18 protein-coding genes are annotated in these 14,580 nt (G+C 60.5%); 7 read left to right on the forward strand and 11 right to left on the reverse strand.

The genetic code is table 11. From position 1 onward, the window contains the following. Nucleotides 1-281: transposase (locus BLQ55_RS30660; protein ID WP_143011814.1), on the forward strand; the 281-nt coding region annotated here is incomplete at its 5' end. 146 nt (nucleotides 282-427) lie between these two features. Here BLQ55_RS30660 and BLQ55_RS30665 read toward each other — a convergent pair. Next, the gene (locus BLQ55_RS30665) at nucleotides 428-1,267 is read right to left on the reverse strand and encodes an SDR family oxidoreductase (RefSeq protein WP_092259427.1); all 840 of its coding nucleotides are present in this window, start codon (nucleotides 1,265-1,267) and stop codon (nucleotides 428-430) included. 87 nt (nucleotides 1,268-1,354) lie between these two features. Here BLQ55_RS30665 and BLQ55_RS30670 point away from each other — a divergent pair, with 87 nt between their 5' ends. Next, nucleotides 1,355-1,765: a winged helix-turn-helix transcriptional regulator gene (locus BLQ55_RS30670; protein ID WP_256326673.1), complete on the forward strand. Its 411-nt coding sequence runs from the start codon at nucleotides 1,355-1,357 to the stop codon at nucleotides 1,763-1,765. 285 nt (nucleotides 1,766-2,050) lie between these two features. Here the strand turns inward: BLQ55_RS30670 and BLQ55_RS30680 are convergent, their stop codons facing one another. Then, nucleotides 2,051-2,371: a MafI family immunity protein gene (locus BLQ55_RS30680; RefSeq protein ID WP_092259430.1), complete on the reverse strand. Its 321-nt coding sequence runs from the start codon at nucleotides 2,369-2,371 to the stop codon at nucleotides 2,051-2,053. Between the two features lie 468 nt (nucleotides 2,372-2,839). Between BLQ55_RS30680 and BLQ55_RS30685 the strand changes: the two genes are divergently transcribed. After that, nucleotides 2,840-3,535: a DUF1963 domain-containing protein gene (locus tag BLQ55_RS30685; protein WP_092259433.1), complete on the forward strand. Its 696-nt coding sequence runs from the start codon at nucleotides 2,840-2,842 to the stop codon at nucleotides 3,533-3,535. Between the two features lie 44 nt (nucleotides 3,536-3,579). Here BLQ55_RS30685 and BLQ55_RS30690 read toward each other — a convergent pair whose 3' ends face one another. The 3 genes from BLQ55_RS30690 to BLQ55_RS30700 form a co-directional block, all read right to left on the reverse strand. After that, entirely contained in the window at nucleotides 3,580-3,873 is a 294-nt protein-coding gene (locus tag BLQ55_RS30690; protein ID WP_092259436.1) for an antibiotic biosynthesis monooxygenase family protein, read from the reverse strand. Nucleotides 3,874-3,904: 31 nt separating this feature from the next. Further along, a complete protein-coding gene (locus tag BLQ55_RS30695) occupies nucleotides 3,905-4,879 on the reverse strand; it encodes a zinc-dependent alcohol dehydrogenase family protein (protein WP_092259439.1) in 975 nt (324 codons plus the stop codon). Nucleotides 4,880-4,943: 64 nt separating this feature from the next. After that, nucleotides 4,944-5,246: an ArsR/SmtB family transcription factor gene (locus tag BLQ55_RS30700; RefSeq protein ID WP_003177098.1), complete on the reverse strand. Its 303-nt coding sequence runs from the start codon at nucleotides 5,244-5,246 to the stop codon at nucleotides 4,944-4,946. Between the two features lie 392 nt (nucleotides 5,247-5,638). Here BLQ55_RS30700 and BLQ55_RS30705 point away from each other — a divergent pair, with 392 nt between their 5' ends. Next, a complete protein-coding gene (locus BLQ55_RS30705) occupies nucleotides 5,639-6,109 on the forward strand; it encodes a hypothetical protein (RefSeq protein ID WP_092259442.1) in 471 nt (156 codons plus the stop codon). A gap of 188 nt (nucleotides 6,110-6,297) precedes the next feature. Here BLQ55_RS30705 and BLQ55_RS30710 read toward each other — a convergent pair whose 3' ends face one another. The 6 genes from BLQ55_RS30710 to def form a co-directional block, all read right to left on the reverse strand. Continuing rightward, the gene (locus BLQ55_RS30710) at nucleotides 6,298-6,642 is read right to left on the reverse strand and encodes a hypothetical protein (protein ID WP_256326674.1); all 345 of its coding nucleotides are present in this window, start codon (nucleotides 6,640-6,642) and stop codon (nucleotides 6,298-6,300) included. Nucleotides 6,643-6,723: 81 nt separating this feature from the next. Next, on the reverse strand, nucleotides 6,724-7,035 hold the full coding sequence (locus tag BLQ55_RS30715; RefSeq protein WP_092259445.1) for a tetratricopeptide repeat protein: 312 nt from the start codon (nucleotides 7,033-7,035) through the stop codon (nucleotides 6,724-6,726). Nucleotides 7,036-7,212: 177 nt separating this feature from the next. After that, nucleotides 7,213-8,586, reverse strand: a complete 1,374-nt coding sequence (gene trkA, locus BLQ55_RS30720) for a Trk system potassium transporter TrkA (protein WP_060739847.1) — start codon at nucleotides 8,584-8,586, stop codon at nucleotides 7,213-7,215. Nucleotides 8,587-8,610: 24 nt separating this feature from the next. Then, nucleotides 8,611-9,921 carry a 16S rRNA (cytosine(967)-C(5))-methyltransferase RsmB gene (gene rsmB / locus BLQ55_RS30725; protein ID WP_092259448.1) on the reverse strand — a complete coding sequence of 437 codons (1,311 nt, stop codon included), beginning with the start codon at nucleotides 9,919-9,921 and terminating at the stop codon, nucleotides 8,611-8,613. Further along, complete coding sequence (fmt, locus tag BLQ55_RS30730; protein WP_092205586.1) at nucleotides 9,918-10,877, reverse strand: methionyl-tRNA formyltransferase; 960 nt, start codon at nucleotides 10,875-10,877, stop codon at nucleotides 9,918-9,920. Before fmt ends, rsmB begins: the two co-directional genes overlap by 4 nt. Nucleotides 10,878-10,948: 71 nt before the next feature. Continuing rightward, nucleotides 10,949-11,455 carry a peptide deformylase gene (gene def / locus BLQ55_RS30735; protein WP_003196300.1) on the reverse strand — a complete coding sequence of 169 codons (507 nt, stop codon included), beginning with the start codon at nucleotides 11,453-11,455 and terminating at the stop codon, nucleotides 10,949-10,951. A 170-nt stretch (nucleotides 11,456-11,625) separates the two neighbouring features. On the opposite strand from def, the gene BLQ55_RS30740 reads away from it, so the two are divergent. The 3 genes from BLQ55_RS30740 (at nucleotide 11,626) to BLQ55_RS30750 (ending at nucleotide 14,445) form a co-directional block, all read left to right on the forward strand. Then, nucleotides 11,626-12,651, forward strand: coding sequence for a LysM peptidoglycan-binding domain-containing protein (locus BLQ55_RS30740; protein ID WP_092205587.1), 1,026 nt, complete (start codon nucleotides 11,626-11,628; stop codon nucleotides 12,649-12,651). A gap of 80 nt (nucleotides 12,652-12,731) precedes the next feature. Further along, nucleotides 12,732-13,826, forward strand: a complete 1,095-nt coding sequence (gene dprA, locus BLQ55_RS30745) for a DNA-processing protein DprA (protein WP_092259451.1) — start codon at nucleotides 12,732-12,734, stop codon at nucleotides 13,824-13,826. Nucleotides 13,827-13,887: 61 nt separating this feature from the next. Beyond that, nucleotides 13,888-14,445, forward strand: a complete 558-nt coding sequence (locus tag BLQ55_RS30750) for an L-threonylcarbamoyladenylate synthase type 1 TsaC (RefSeq protein WP_092205588.1) — start codon at nucleotides 13,888-13,890, stop codon at nucleotides 14,443-14,445. The last annotated feature ends 135 nt before the right edge of the window (nucleotides 14,446-14,580 follow it).

The following is a 14,580-nucleotide window of genomic DNA, read 5'->3' on the forward strand; positions in this document are numbered from 1 at the left end:
GGCGACGCGCCTGGGATCGAGTTATCCCGTTTTTTGTCTTCCCACCCGCCATCCGGAAAGTGATTTACACGACCAACGCAATCGAGAGCATCAACGCTCAACTGCGAAAGATCATCAAAACGAGGGGACACTTCCCAACCGATGATGCTGCCACCAAATTAATCTGGCTCGGCTTGCGCAATATCACGGCAAACTGGGGCAGTGCGGCCCACGACTGGAAAAGTGCCATGAATCAGTTCGCGATCCTGTACGGGGACCGGTTCATCAGGCCGACGTGGTAAATGAAGGCCTGCTTAACGGCAGGCCGTCACCGGCCCGCACACAAAAAATCTGACACTCCCAAGCAGCCGGACAGATCATCACCCGCTGCATGCCGGTCCATCCCGACCGGCACGCGAGTCCATTGTCCTGACCTTGGTTCGGCTGCTTAACCCAAAGACTCACCAACCGACACAGTCCCCCGCCCAATCAACCGCCCCAACACCCCACTCTCATCAAACAACGCCCCTTTCGCCGCCGCCGCATCAGAATCCGCCAGCAACGCCGCCAACCCCGCCGGTAACCCGACACTGATCAACACCGCCTCAAACTCAGCCTGCGGCAGGTTCTGATAAACCACCGGCTTACCGGTTTTCTGGCTGATCAACGCAGCCAGTTCGGTCAACGTGTAGCTGCTATCCCCCGCCAGTTCATAGACTTTTCCCGCCTGCCCTTCAGTGGTCAGCACCACCGCCGCGGCTTGGGCGTAGTCGGCACGGGGGGCGGAGCTGATTCGGCCCTCGCCGGCGCTGCCGAGCAGGACGCCATGTTCCACGGCGCTCGGTACGTTAGCCAGGTAGTTTTCGGTGTACCAGCCGTTGCGCAGCAATACGTGGGGCACGCCCGAGGCTTTCAAGGCGGCTTCGGTATCGCGATGTTCAGCGGCCAAGCCCAAGGTGGAGGTGTCGGCGTGCAGGACGCTGGTGTAGGCCAGGAGCGTGACACCTGCGGCCTTGGCGGCATCGATCACGGCGCGGTGTTGGGCGGCGCGGTTGCCCAGTTCATTGGAGGAGATCAACAGCAGTTTATCGACGCCTTTCAGCGCGGCAGTCAATGTGGTCGGTTGGTTGTAGTCGGCGGTGCGTACCACCACGCCCCGGGCGGCCAGGTCCCGGACCTTGCCGGGGTCTCTGACCAGGGCCACGATTTGCTCGGCTGGCACGCGTTCAAGCAGGGACTGGATAACGAGACGGCCCAGTTGGCCGGAGGCTCCGGTGATGGCGATCATGACAAAATACCTTGATGGGAAAAGGAGGTGAAGTCATCCTAGGGCCCTAAGTAACTTTTTGTAAGTACGTACATAAAGGTAAGTATCGTGGACATCACCACCGAAATTTCCGAGCCGTTTAGCGCCGCTGTTCGACGCGGCGATGTACTGAGCGCCGACTGCCCTTCTCGGGAGATCCTCAAGCACATGACCAGTCGCTGGGGCGTGCTGGTGCTGGTCATTTTGCTGGGCGGGATGCACCGCTTCAGCGAGCTGCGCCGCAAGATCGGCGGGGTCAGCGAGAAGATGCTTTCGCAGACGTTGCAGGAGCTTGAGGCGGATGGGTTGGTCGATCGCAAGTCGTTACCGGTGGTGCCGCCGCATGTGGAGTACCGCTTGACGCCATTGGGGCGGGAGGCGGCTGAGCATCTTGAGGTGATGGTGAATTGGATTGAGGAGAAGATCCCGCAGATTATGTCGTCGCGGCGGGGTCGGTTGGGGGGTGAGGCGCAGGAGTGATTGGGGCTGCTCGGCGCAATAATTCATAGGTCAGATCTGCCTCATGAAATGTGGCGCACCATTCTTGAAAGCCCGATCGGGGCTCGCATGATAGACGGACGATAAGTCCGGAATCCGTATTAAAGATTTCTTTGACGGCTGCTATATCTCCTGGCATTGCATCACGAACATTTATCCAATCAACGTACAGAGCCTTTGTACAATCGACACGGGTCAACTTTATAAAATCGCCTTCGACAAGTGTCATGGCCTCGGTTAACACCTCTTACAGGTTCAGAGAGAAAATCAGGGAAAAATGCTTTTACCGTGCACCGTAACTGGCATCTGCAGGGTCTTTGCGATCCGGATTAAAACACTCATGCACTCGTCAGACACAACAAGCGGAGGCTCATTGATCATGTAGAGCAGGTGTTCGAACGCTACTCCGGCCTCGTTGTGATCGACATAATCCAAGACAATCTCAGCGCCATTCTCTAGACCTGCCTGAGCCAATGCATGGTCGTCCGGTACCGGGCCAAGCTGTTCGTATGCGATGGACATCAACGTCGAGACTTCCTTGAGCGCCTCTACGAAATCGGCCCGCAAATCGTTGTTATGGTGGCTCACTAAAAAGACTCCTTCGTTTATGGTGATCTATGGTCCGTCCAAATAAGGGCAAATAAGGACAAATAAGGGGACAGAATTATTTCAGATTCACCCCTTCAAAAGCATTCGCATGAATGCTTGCTCCTGCTTCCCCACCATCTGTGGGCCAAGCCAGGACCTGAGCACCGCGCCTCCAGGCCAGCTATCCTCGCGCCTTTGCCTACAACTGCACCAGAATCCGCCGGCTTTGCAGCCTTGCCCTCGGACGCTATCGTTTCCTTACCACTGACCGAGCCGGTATCGATGACACTCAGCTACGCTAGGAACCCTCGGGAAAGTCATTGGCCCAGGGAGCTAGAGGAGGGCCCATCCTCATTCGTGAAGGAAGCTAATGCGGCCTAGCCCTGGGCAGAAAGCGCTGCTATCCACTCTCGTACACTGCCAATCTGCGGTCTTAATACCTGTAGTAAAAAGGAGGTTTACATCGCCATGGACATCCAGGAAATCAAGCAACGCCTGGCCCGCCCCGCCGTGAAGCTCATTGCCGGCGGCTTTCGTCCTGCCGGCACCGACGAAGAAAGCTGGCTGGGCAACGTCTTCCTGTTCCGGCCTGATGAAGATGTACCCACCAACCAGGCGGGGCAACCGTTGCTCCCCTATGCGCAGTTTTACCTGCCTGCCCTGCCCGTCCACAGCCCGCTGCTGGCGGGGATTCGTGTATTGACGGTGTTCATTTCAAACCCGTTCCCCGAGCACTTTGAGCCGATGGGGAATAATTGGGTCATCCGCGAATATGGGCCGGATGATGTGCTGGTGCGCAAGTCTTTGCCGGTGGCAGGTACATTTCTCAAACCCTTCCCACTGACAGCGCAAGCGGTGCCGGAGGACTTTCCACTGTGGGATGGCGGTGGTGTCCCGGAGGACCTTGAGCAAGCAATCCTCACGCTGGAACGCGCGGGCGAGATACAGAGCTATTACGACTTGGTCACCCACACCTACGAACACAAGTTCGGCGGTTACCCTTCGTTTTGCCAGTCGGGTGTTGATCCGGGTGAAGGGTTCGAGTTTGTGTTCCAGATCTCATCGGATGCGAAGATCAATCTGAACGTGGTCGACAGTGGTAGCCTGATGTTCTGGAAGCACAATGAAACTGGGGAGTGGGCGCTTTATTATGATTTTTACTAAAAAATAGGGGGGCCAGATTTATTTTCTGTCCCCCTTCGTCAGCCCTAAAAACTGCCCCCTTCAACATGGTAAACCTTCGGCTCCTCCGAAAAATATTCCTCCAACCCCATCATGAACAACCGATGGTCTTCACTCGCCTCGAAGCCCGGTGTGTGGTCTTCCAGCGATTGCCACCGCACGATCAGGTTGAACTGCTCGGGGGTTTCGATCCCTTGCGCCAGCATGTGGCCGCCGTAACCCTTGGCCCGTGTGAGCAATGGAGCGACTTCGGCAAATGCGCGTCGGAACGTTTCAATGCGTTCTTTGTGAACAGGAAGCACAGCGATTTCGTAAACCATGACGCACCTCTGAATGGGTTGAAGTCGGCACTCACGGAATGAGCGACGGTTCGACGGCAATGGCGATTTTGCCTCGGAGACCGTTGTTGGGGCTTTCCAACCGGGCATGGGCCAGGGGAATGTCGGCCAGCGAATAGACGGCGCCGACATGGGGGCGCAGCTGACCGCGGGCTATCAATGCGCTCAGCTCATCGAGCTTGCCGCGGTTTTGTCGGGTGAACACGAAGTGATAGCTCGCGTTCTTGCCCCAGGCCTGGACGAGGTTTTGTGGCTGGGCGATGTCCACGATCGAGACGACGCGGCCCAGTTGGGCGAGGACGTCGGGGCTGCGGGACAGTGTGTTGCCGCCGATGGTGTCGAATACGACATCCACGCCGCGGCCCGCGGTTTCCCGAAGGACAGCGTCGACATAATCTTCTTTTTCGTAGTCGATGATCACGTCGGCACCCAAGTTGCGGGCAAACGCAGCGTTTGCTTCGCGCACAGTGGTGAGCACCCGGGCGCCCATGGCTTTCGCCACTTGGATCGCGACATGGCCGACGCCTCCAGCGCCGCCATGGACAAGAATGCTCTCGCCGACCCTGAGCGCCGCGCGCACCACCAGCGCTTCCCACACCGTCCCGCCCACCAGGGTCAGGCTTGCGGCCTCAAGATGGCTCAGCTCGGGCGGTTTCTTCCCGACAATGCTCTCGGCCGCGACGTGGTACTCGGCATAGCTGCCTGCCCCTTCAAATATTTGCGGGGTGTACCAGACTTCGTCTCCAGGCGCGAAGGAGGTCACACCGGGCCCAACGGCTTCGACCACGCCGGAGACGTCGTGGCCGGTGATGGCCGGTAGTGGCACCAGGTCGGAATAGTCGCCGCGTCGAACCTGGTAATCCAACGGGTTGATGGAAGTGGCATGCACCCGGACCAAGACTTGCCCCGCTTGCGGCACGGGCTTGGGCACGTCGCGGAGTTCGAACGATTCAGGACCGCCGAATGATTTAAGCATCATCGCTTTCATAGTAAATCCTCGTATCGATAAAAAGGGATATCGGAATATCTCGATATCCTGTGGTAAAAAAACGCTACAGGTCTTTCCCAATGATCTCGGCGAGAGCACTGATGGTTGCTTCATTGCGTTTGTAATAGGTCCACTGGCCGATGCGCCTGACTTCGACCAGACCCACCCGTTGCAACGTAGCCAGATAACCGGACACCGTCGACTGCGACAGGCCGATCCCTTCCTGGATACTGCTGACGCAAACGCCGACCGTGTGAACGTCACCCTCATCCTGCGGGGGGAAGTTCTTTGCCGGATCCTTCAAACCTTTCAGGATTTGGAGACGTGTCGGGTTTGAGAGGGCTTTGAATATTTCGAGTAGGTCCATGTGGCGAGGATATCGAGATTTTTCGATATGTCAATACGTGAATTGGGAGAGCTCGTGAGCTGGGGATGTGAGGCTGCTTCGCAGCCTAGCGGGGATAAATCCCCTCGCCACAGGTTTTGTGTGTGTGGGCTGCTTGGTTGATTGGTATTTGGGGAGCGTGGTTTTTTTGTGAGTGCTGCGCACTCAAGCGGGAGCAAGCTCCCTCGCCACGGGAAGTGAGCTTCTTGAGACTGTGTCAGGAATGGCGGGCCCGTTGGGGCTTTTTCGATATGAGACCGTTCCTACTGCGTTCACAAAAAGGGGCAAAGCGATCAGTCTCGGGCCACTACCTTTGACGACAACGAGCCCTTATCGCAATCTGTTCACCTTTCCGTTTCTTCACTAGGCTTTCCATGTCATTTGCGACCGTAGTGCTGCTCGACTCTTGGCCACAGCCGAGTACATCGCCCGAACCCATCGTGTTCGCCACGGACACGCAGCTATGCTTGCGGTACTTCGCTGCTGGGGAGGAAATAGCTGTAATCCATTTTCCTCTTGTCAAAAAAATTGAGTTCGGGTCGCCAAACGATGAGACGCTGGGCGGCCATCCGCTTGTCCGACTTGGCCTCAAGCATTATCAAATTCATCGTGTAGATAACTCGCCTTGGCTGGCGGAGCTTGAGCGGAGAAACGCCGTTCATCCACAACATGACAAACAGCGGTTTCTAGAGAATGCCATTCACTATGTCTTTACGTTTCAAGACTCTACGCTCGAATGCATCGTGTATGAGGGGGAGTTCTGGCACCCCAAAATACAAACCTTTACTTCAGAGCAAGAGGCAAAGGATGTCTGGCGCCAATTGATCAATGACATGAGCGCATGACCCAAGAAAAGGGGCGGAATCCAACCGCTTGGATCGTTTGCAATGGGTCGAGTGGCGACCATCATTCATTAGAATTGGTCAACCCTTGTCCTCCCTCAAGTGAAGGACCTGCCTTAACACTATTGCCACCTACAGCCAATAACCTGGGCGCTATCCGACTCAAAACTGACACTGCTGTGATGGTTCGTTTAGCTAAATTGGCGAGCGTACATGGCGACCTGCTCAGGAAACAGCTCTTCATAAAGAGGATGGGGGACGCCAAGAATGTGTATCTCGATGCAATCAGCTAAAAGCTCTGCCGAATAATCCAGAATGCTAATGCCCGCACATGGAATAGCGAAACCCGCTTCGGTTTGAACAGAAAGCGCTAGAGCAGACTGATCGAGGTGATTGGTGCGGCACTCATTTCTGATAACACTGTACCCATTGGCGGGCTCGAACTGGCCGAAAGCGACACCCATCGGAGGGTCGCCATTCTCTAGCGCTGAGTAGCCTACTAAAACCAACCCGCTATAAATCGAAAAACGCACCATTTGATTGCCTGTTTTTTTATAAGTGCTTCGCACTCAAGCGGGAGCAAGCTCCCTCGCCACGAAAAGCGGTGTTGTGTGGATTCAGGGATGGCGATCCAGCTTCTTCAGGAACACCGTCATTTCCTTCTCCGCCTGCTTGTCGCCGTGGGCTCGGGCGGCTTCGAGGCCTTGTTCCCAGGCTTCGCGGGCGGCCGGTAGGTCGCCTTGGCCTTGGTGGGCCTTGCCCAACAGTTTCCAGGCGGCTGAATACTTGGGGTCGAGTTCGACGCAGCGTTGGAAGTGTTCGGCGGCGCGGGGGAATTCGCCGAGGTCCAGGTAGCCTTTGCCCAGGCCGAAGCGGAGCAGGGCGTTGTCCACGCCTTTGGCGAGCATTTTTTCCAGGGATTCGAGCATGGCGGCGTCCTTATCTGTTGTGTCAGGGGTTGATCGGTTGGCTGCTAGATAGCTATCGCGAGCAAGCTCGCTCCCACAGGGGGTTGGGGTTGCTCACTGCATTTGTGAGCAATGACGATCCTCTGTGGGAGCGAGCTTGCTCGCGATGAGGCCCTTTCTGTCACTGCACATCCCAGATCAGAAGAAACTCAACCCCACATGGAACAGCTTCTCGACATCGCGAATGTGCTTCTTGTCCACCAGGAACAGGATGACATGGTCGCCGGTCTTGATCGTGGTGTCGTCATGGGCGATCAGGACTTCTTCGTCGCGGATGATCGCACCGATGGTGGTGCCGGGGGGCAGGCCGATGTCGCGGATGGCTTTGCCGATCACTTTGCTGGACTTGGCATCGCCGTGGGCAATGGCCTCGATGGCTTCGGCCGCGCCGCGGCGCAGGGAGTGGACGCTGACGATGTCGCCGCGGCGTACGTGGGCGAGCAAGGTGCCGATGGTTGCCAGTTGCGGACTGATGGCGATGTCGATGTCGCCGCCCTGGATCAGGTCGACGTAGGCCGGGTTGTTGATGATGGTCATCACTTTCCTCGCCCCCAGGCGCTTGGCCAGTAGCGACGACATGATGTTGGCTTCGTCGTCGTTGGTCAGGGCCAGGAAGATGTCGGCGTCGGCGATGTTTTCTTCCAGCAGCAGGTCGCGGTCCGAGGCGCTGCCTTGCAGCACCACGGTGCTGTCGAGGGTGTCCGAGAGGTAGCGGCAGCGGGCCGGGTTCATCTCGATGATCTTGACCTGGTAGCGGCTTTCGATGGCTTCGGCCAGGCGCTCGCCGATCTGTCCGCCGCCGGCGATGACGATGCGTTTGTAGTTCTCGTCGAGGCGGCGCATTTCGCTCATCACCGCGCGAATATTCGCCTTGGCGGCGATGAAAAACACTTCGTCGTCGGCTTCGATCACCGTATCGCCCTGGGGCAGGATCGGCCGGTCCCGGCGGAAAATCGCCGCGACCCGGGTCTCCACGTTCGGCATGTGTTCGCGCAACTGGCGCAGTTGCTGGCCCACCAGCGGCCCGCCGTAGTAGGCCTTGACCGCCACCAGTTGGGCCTTGCCTTCGGCGAAGTCGATCACCTGCAGGGCGCCGGGGTGCTCGATCAGGCGCTTGATGTAGTTGGTCACCACCTGTTCGGGGCTGATCAGCACGTCCACCGGGATCGCTTCGTTGTCGAACAGGTCGGCACGGGTCAGGTAGGCGGCTTCGCGCACCCGGGCGATTTTGGTCGGGGTGTGGAACAGGGTGTGGGCGACCTGGCAGGCGACCATGTTGGTTTCGTCGCTGTTGGTCACGGCCACCAGCATGTCGGCATCGTCGGCGCCGGCCTGGCGCAGTACCGTGGGCAAGGAACCTCGGCCCTGAACGGTGCGGATGTCGAGGCGGTCGCCGAGGTCGCGCAGGCGTTCGCCGTCGGTGTCGACCACGGTGATGTCGTTGGCCTCGCTGGCCAGATGTTCCGCCAGCGAACCGCCGACCTGCCCTGCGCCGAGGATGATGATTTTCATCCAGTCACTCCTATCGAATCGGTCTTAACCGCGTGCGGCGGCGATCTTGATCAGCTTGGCGTAGTAGAAGCCGTCGTGCCCGCCCTCTTGGGCCAGCAACTGGCGGCCATGGGGCTGCTTCAGCCCGGCCTGGCTGGCGATGTCCAGTTCCCGGGCACCCGGGGTGCGGGCGAGGAAGGCCTCGATCACGTCGGTGTTCTCGGTAGGCAAGGTCGAACAGGTGGCGTAGAGCAACATGCCGCCCACTTCCAGGGTCTGCCACAGGGCATCGAGCAATTCGCCCTGCAATGTGGCCAGTGCGGCGATGTCGTCCGGCTGGCGGGTGAGCTTGATGTCCGGGTGACGGCGGATCACCCCGGTGGCCGAGCACGGCGCGTCCAGCAGGATGCGCTGGAACGGTTTGCCGTCCCACCAGGTCGCGGTGTCGCGACCGTCGGCGGCGATCAGTTGGGCATCCAGGCCCAGGCGTTCGAGGTTTTCCTTCACCCGCACCAGGCGCTTGGCTTCCAGGTCCACCGCCACCACGCCGGCCAGCTTCGGCTCGGCCTCGAGAATGTGACAGGTTTTGCCGCCGGGCGCGCAGCAGGCGTCCAGCACCCGTTGCCCGGGCGCCAGCTCCAGCAGATCGGCGGCCAGTTGCGCGGCTTCGTCCTGGACGCTGATCCAGCCCTCGGCAAAGCCCGGCAACGCCCGTACGTCGCCCGGGGTTTCCAGCACGATACCGTCGCGGCTGTACTGGCACGGGATGGCCGGGATGCCCGCCTCGCCCAGTAACGCCAGATAGGCATCGCGGGTATGGTGGCGACGGTTGACTCGCAGGATCATCGGCGGGTGGGCGTTGTTGGCCGCGCAGATGGCTTCCCATTGCTCGGGCCAGAAGGCTTTCAGGGATTTCTGCAACCAGCGCGGGTGGGCAGTGCGCACCACCGGGTCGTGTTCCAGCTCGGCCAGCAGGGTTTCGCTTTCCCGTTGGGCGCGGCGCAACACGGCATTGAGCAGGGCCTTGGCCCAGGGCTTTTTCAGCTTGTCGGCGCAGCCTACGGTCTCGCCGATGGCGGCGTGGGCCGGGACGCGGGTGTAGAGCAGTTGATAGAGCCCCACCAGCAGCAGCGCTTCGACGTCGGCATCGGCGGCCTTGAACGGCTTCTGCAACAGCTTGGCCGCCAGGGCCGACAACCGTGGCTGCCAGCGGGCGGTGCCGAAGGCCAAGTCCTGGGTGAAACCGCGATCACGGTCATCGACCTTGTCCAGTTGGGTCGGCAGGGAACTGTTCAGCGAGGCTTTCCCGCTGAGTACCGCGGCAAGGGCCTTGGCGGCGGCCAGACGCGGGTTCATGAGGCGTCCGTCGCTTGGCCGAGGACGGTGCCGACGGCAAATTTCTCACGGCGGCTGTTGAACAGGTCGCTGAAGTTCAGCGCCTTGCCACCGGGTAGTTGCAGGCGCGTCAGGCACAACGCCTGTTCACCGCAGGCAACGACGAGGCCGTCCTTGCTGGCGCTGAGGATTTCACCCGGTGCGCCCTTCCCTTCGGCGTAATTGGCCGCCAGCACTTTCAGGGCTTCGCCGTTCAAGGTGCTGTGGCAGATCGGCCACGGGTTGAAGGCCCGCACCAGACGCTCCAGCTCGACGGCCGGACGGCTCCAGTCGATGCGGGCTTCGTCCTTGTTCAATTTGTGTGCGTAAGTGGCGAGGCTGTCATCCTGCACTTCGCCTTCCAGCGTGCCGGCAGCCAGGCCGGCAATGGCCTCGACCACGGCCGGCGGGCCGATGAGTGCGAGGCGGTCGTGCAGGCTACCGCCGGTGTCGTCGGCACTGATGGGGGTGCTGACCTTGAGCAGCATCGGCCCGGTGTCCAGGCCGGCTTCCATGCGCATCACCGTCACGCCGCTCTCGGCATCGCCGGCTTCCACGGCGCGCTGGATCGGCGCCGCACCGCGCCAGCGCGGCAGCAGCGAGGCATGGCTGTTGATGCAGCCCAGGCGCGGGATATCCAGCACCACTTGGGGCAGGATCAGGCCGTAGGCGACCACCACCATCAAGTCCGGCTGCAGCGCCGCCAGTTCGGCCTGGGCCTGCGCGTCGCGCAGGGTCGGCGGCTGCAACACCTGGATGCCGTGTTCCAGGGCAAGCTGCTTGACCGGGCTGGGCATCAGTTTTTGCCCGCGACCGGCCGGCCGGTCCGGCTGGGTGTAGACCGCGACGATGTCGTGGGGGCTGGCCAGCAGGGCCTTGAGGTGTTCGGCGGCAAATTCGGGAGTGCCGGCAAAGACGATGCGCAGGGGCTCAGTCATGGGAAGCTCTCAATTACAAAGCAGTCGCAAAAAGAAAAAGGCTTGCCGCGGCAAGCCTTTGAAGGGGGGCATCAAGCATTCTGGCGATGAAGTTTTTCCAGTTTTTTCTTGATCCGGTCACGCTTGAGGGTAGACAGGTAATCCACGAACAGCTTGCCGTTGAGGTGGTCGCACTCGTGCTGGATGCACACCGCCAGCAAGCCTTCGGCGATCAGTTCATACGGCTGGCCGTCACGGTCCAGGGCCTTGATCTTCACCTTCTGCGGCCGGTCGACGTTTTCATAGAAGCCTGGCACCGACAGGCAGCCTTCCTGGTACTGGTCCATCTCGTCGGTCAGGGTTTCGAACTCGGGGTTGATGAACACCCGCGGCTCGCTGCGGTCTTCGGAAAGGTCCATCACGACGATACGCTTGTGCACGTTGACCTGGGTCGCGGCGAGGCCGATGCCTGGCGCCTCATACATTGTTTCAAACATGTCATCGACCAACTGACGCACTTCGTCGTCCACTACGGCCACTGGTTTGGCGATAGTGCGCAGGCGCGGGTCCGGAAATTCGAGAATGTTCAAAATGGCCATAAGCTTGATAAATGCACGTGTGAGGTAAAGTCGGGTGGCTGGCCTGGCGTGTCTTGGGATGCAGGCTACCGTTGTAAAACGTTGCCCTTGGGGAAAACAGCTCCGCAGGGCAGCGAGCCACGGGGGCTCTGGCGTTTTACGCGAACGCACATAATAAAGGGATTCACCGCATGAGGAAATCACTACTCGCCCTGCTGCTCCTGGCTTCGGCCGGTATCGCGCATGGGCAAGTGCAACTTCGGGAAGGTTTTCCCCAGCAATACACAGTGGTGACGGGGGACACACTGTGGGACATTTCCGGCAAATACCTGCGCGAGCCGTGGAAATGGCCAGAACTCTGGCAGGCCAACCCGCAGATCGAAAACCCCAACCTGATCTATCCGGGCGATACCCTGTCGCTGGTCTACGTCAACGGCCAGCCACGCCTGATCCTCGATCGCGGCGCCTCCCGCGGCACCATCAAGCTGTCGCCACGCATTCGCAGTTCGCCGGTGGCCGACGCCATCCCGAGCATTCCGCTGCAAGCCATCAACAGCTTCCTGCTGAGCAACCGCATCGTCGACACACCTGAAGATTTCGACAAGGCGCCCTACGTCGTCGCCGGCAATGCCGAGCGGGTGCTCAGCGGCATGGGGGATCGGGTCTTTGCCCGTGGCAGATTCGACTCGAACCAGTCGGCCTACGGCATCTTCCGCCAGGGCAAGGTCTACACCGACCCCGAGACCAAGGAATTTCTAGGCATCAACGCCGACGACATCGGCGGCGGCGAAGTGGTCGCCACAGAGGGTGATGTCACCACCCTGGCCCTGCAACGCACCACCCAGGAAGTGCGCCTGGGTGATCGCCTGTTCAGCGGCGAAGAGCGCTCGATCAACTCGACCTTCATGCCCAGCGCGCCAAAATCGGACATCAACGGGTTGATCCTGGACGTGCCTCGCGGCGTGACCCAGATCGGCGCGCTGGACGTGGTCACCCTGAACAAGGGCCGCCGCGATGGGCTGATCGAAGGCAACGTGCTGGCGGTGATGAAGACCGGTGAAACCGTGCGCGACCGCATCACTGGCGAGCCGGTGAAAATCCCCGATGAGCGGGCCGGCCTGCTGATGGTGTTCCGCACTTACGACAAGCTCAGCTACGGCTTGGTGCTGTACGCCTCGCGCTCGCTGTCGGTGCTCGACAAGGTCCGTAATCCATAACGGGTCTCACAAGTTACCAACAGAGTTATCCACAGCTTGTTCCCCTTTGTATGGGGCTTATAACGGTCAAGGATGATCGCATGTCATTACCTGAATCCGCTCCGGTTTCCCCTGCGGAACTGGAGGCTCGGCTACGCCTTCACCGCTTGCCGGAACTCGGTCCCAAGCGTTTCATGACCCTGATGGAGGCCTTCGGCTCGGCCTCCAAGGCCATCAGTGCACCGGCCAGCGCCTGGCGAGCGCTGGGCTTGCCCATCGCCTGTGCCGAGGCGCGACGCAACCCGGATGTGCGTGACGGCGCCGCCCACGCATTGGCCTGGCTAGAGCGTGCGGGCCAGCATTTACTGATGTGGGACCAACCCGACTACCCGGCGCTGCTGGCACAGATCAGCGACGCGCCACCGCTGCTGTTCGTCGCAGGCGACGCCACCATTCTGGAAAAACCCCAGCTGGCGATGGTCGGCAGTCGCCGGGCATCGCGGCCGGGCATGGACACCGCGGCGGCGTTTTCCCGCAGCCTGGCCGGGGCCGGTTTTGTCATCACCAGCGGCCTGGCCCTGGGCATCGATGCGGCGGCCCATCAGGCGGCGCTGGACGTTGGCGGGCGCACCGTCGGCGTGCTGGGCACCGGCCTGGAAAATTTTTATCCACAGCGCAATCGTCGGCTGGCGGACGCCATGATTGCCCAAGGCAGCGCGGTGCTGTCGGAGTTTCCGTTGGACGCGCCGCCCCACGCCAGCAACTTTCCGCGTCGCAACCGGATCATCAGCGGTTTGTCCCTGGGGGTGCTGGTGGTGGAAGCCAGTGTCGCCAGCGGCTCGCTGATCACCGCCCGGCTGGCGGCGGAACAGGGCCGCGAGGTGTATGCCATTCCTGGATCGATCCATCACCCCGGCGCCCGGGGCTGCCATCAGCTGATCCGCGACGGTGCGGCGCTGGTGGAAACCGTCGAGCACATCCTCGAAGCGTTGCGCGGCTGGCAGCAGTTGCCGCTGGCCGCGGCGCCTGAGCCGGTGACCCATCCGCTGCTGCGCCTGTTGCATGCCGCGCCGTTGAGCAGCGAGGCGTTGGCCGACGCCAGCGGCTGGGGCTTGCCCAAAGTGCTGGCGGCGTTGACCGAGCTGGAAATGGAAGGACGCGCCACCTGTGACAACGGGCGCTGGTTTGCGCGCTAGGTTTTATGGGGAAGATCGGTAAACTGCCCACAGCCTTATTTGCGTTGCGGGAGAATCTTTCATGGTCAACAGTTGGCGTGTGCAACAAGCCGCGCGAGAAATTCGCGCCGGGGCGGTGATTGCCTATCCAACCGAAGCGGTCTGGGGCCTGGGTTGTGACCCGTGGAACGAGGAGGCGGTGGAGCGCCTGCTGGCGATCAAGTCGCGGCTGCCCGACAAAGGCCTGATCCTGGTGGCTGACAACATCCACCAGTTCGACTTCCTGTTCGAAGACTTCCCCGAAACCTGGATGGACCGCATGGCCAGCACCTGGCCGGGGCCCAATACCTGGCTGGTGCCCCACCAGAACCTGCTGCCGGAATGGATCACCGGCGTGCACGACACCGTCGCACTGCGGGTCAGCGACCATCCCACCGTGCGCGACTTGTGCTCGTTGGTCGGGCCGCTGGTGTCCACCTCGGCCAACCCCCAAGGGCGCCCGGCGGCGCGCACGCGGATTCGCGTCGAGCAGTATTTCCGCGGGCAGATCGATCTGGTGCTCGGCGGCAACCTGGGCGGGCGCAAGAACCCCAGCGTGATTCGCGACCTGGCCAGCGGCAAAGTGGTGCGACCGGACTGAGCCCGTATACAAACTCTGCACCTTGCACAAAACCACTGTGGGAGCGAGCTTGCTCGCGATGGGGTCAGGTCAGCGAGCATTGATATTGACTGACACACCGCTATCGCGAGCAAGCTCGCTCCCACAGGAATTTGT

The sequence above is a fragment of the Pseudomonas sp. NFACC13-1 genome, from assembly GCF_900104425.1.
GTDB classification, from domain to species: domain Bacteria; phylum Pseudomonadota; class Gammaproteobacteria; order Pseudomonadales; family Pseudomonadaceae; genus Aquipseudomonas; species Aquipseudomonas fluorescens_AA.